The 985-nt window shown below is 32.8% G+C and carries 1 protein-coding gene; it reads left to right on the top strand.

Annotated elements, in window-relative coordinates; translation table 11 throughout:
- Positions 1-218: 218 nt before the first annotated feature.
- Positions 219-985, top strand: a 767-nt coding sequence (locus AC1DTM_RS28575; protein ID WP_477001500.1) for an MFS transporter, incomplete at its 3' end; no start/stop codon positions are given.

Genomic DNA, 985 nt, shown 5'->3' with positions numbered 1-985 from the left:
CCGCCCTTTCTCATAGAGGGGCGTTTGCTACAAGCTATTATATATATTCGCTGTTACAACAAGCATTAATAAAATACTATATTAATATATTCTTCATTATACATGAAAATTCCTTTCAAAAAACGACAAAAAATTTAATTCTTTCAAAAATATAACTTACAGATTATAATAATAATTAAAATTAAAAAGCAGTATTGATTTGAAAGGTGGTATTCTTATTGCCTAAACGTTCACTAACTTACTATTTGGGCTCCAAAATATGCATTACTCTCGCTGACATTGTATACATAATGATTATTACAACTCACATCTATATCACAACTAGATCAGCTACAATTACTGCTCTTTTTCCATTATTACAAGTTATCACAAATCTTATCGCGAACACCTCTGCACCACTTATAATGAATCGGTTTCCATCTTATTCATTGCTATATACTCTACAATGGATTAAAACAGCTCTTTTAATATTGTTAATGATATTATTTCCTATACTATCAACAAACATTTCTGCTCTTTTAACTTTTGTTATTTTCATTTCATTATGTAGTGGCTGGAGCGCTCCTCTACTATACGCCGTTATCCCGCGCCTAACACCACAAGAAAAATTAGTAAAAGTAAATAGTGTCTTTTCCTTTTCAACACAAATTATACAAGCCGCTGCATACTCATTTACAAGCATAATTGTTCTTCTCATTGGCGTTACTTCGACACTCATGATTAATAACATATTGATGATTTTCGGATGTATTACATTACACCTTTCATTACAATCTATACAAGCTGAACGAGTAGCAGAACCCACTTCTTCGAAAACTACTGCATTATTAGAAGGATGGAAACTGTTATTTCAACACCCGTCTCTGCGCATCGTTACAATTATGGACTTAATTGAAACTTTCGCAGGGACGATATGGATCGGTGCTATTACGATGGCATATGTAACGACTGTTCTACATAAAGGCGAAGATTGGTGSGGATATAT

The organism is Bacillus sp. P4_D3 (assembly GCF_056401855.1).
Note: the sequence above shows the minus strand (reverse complement) of the source record. Positions and strands in the feature narration are given on the sequence as shown.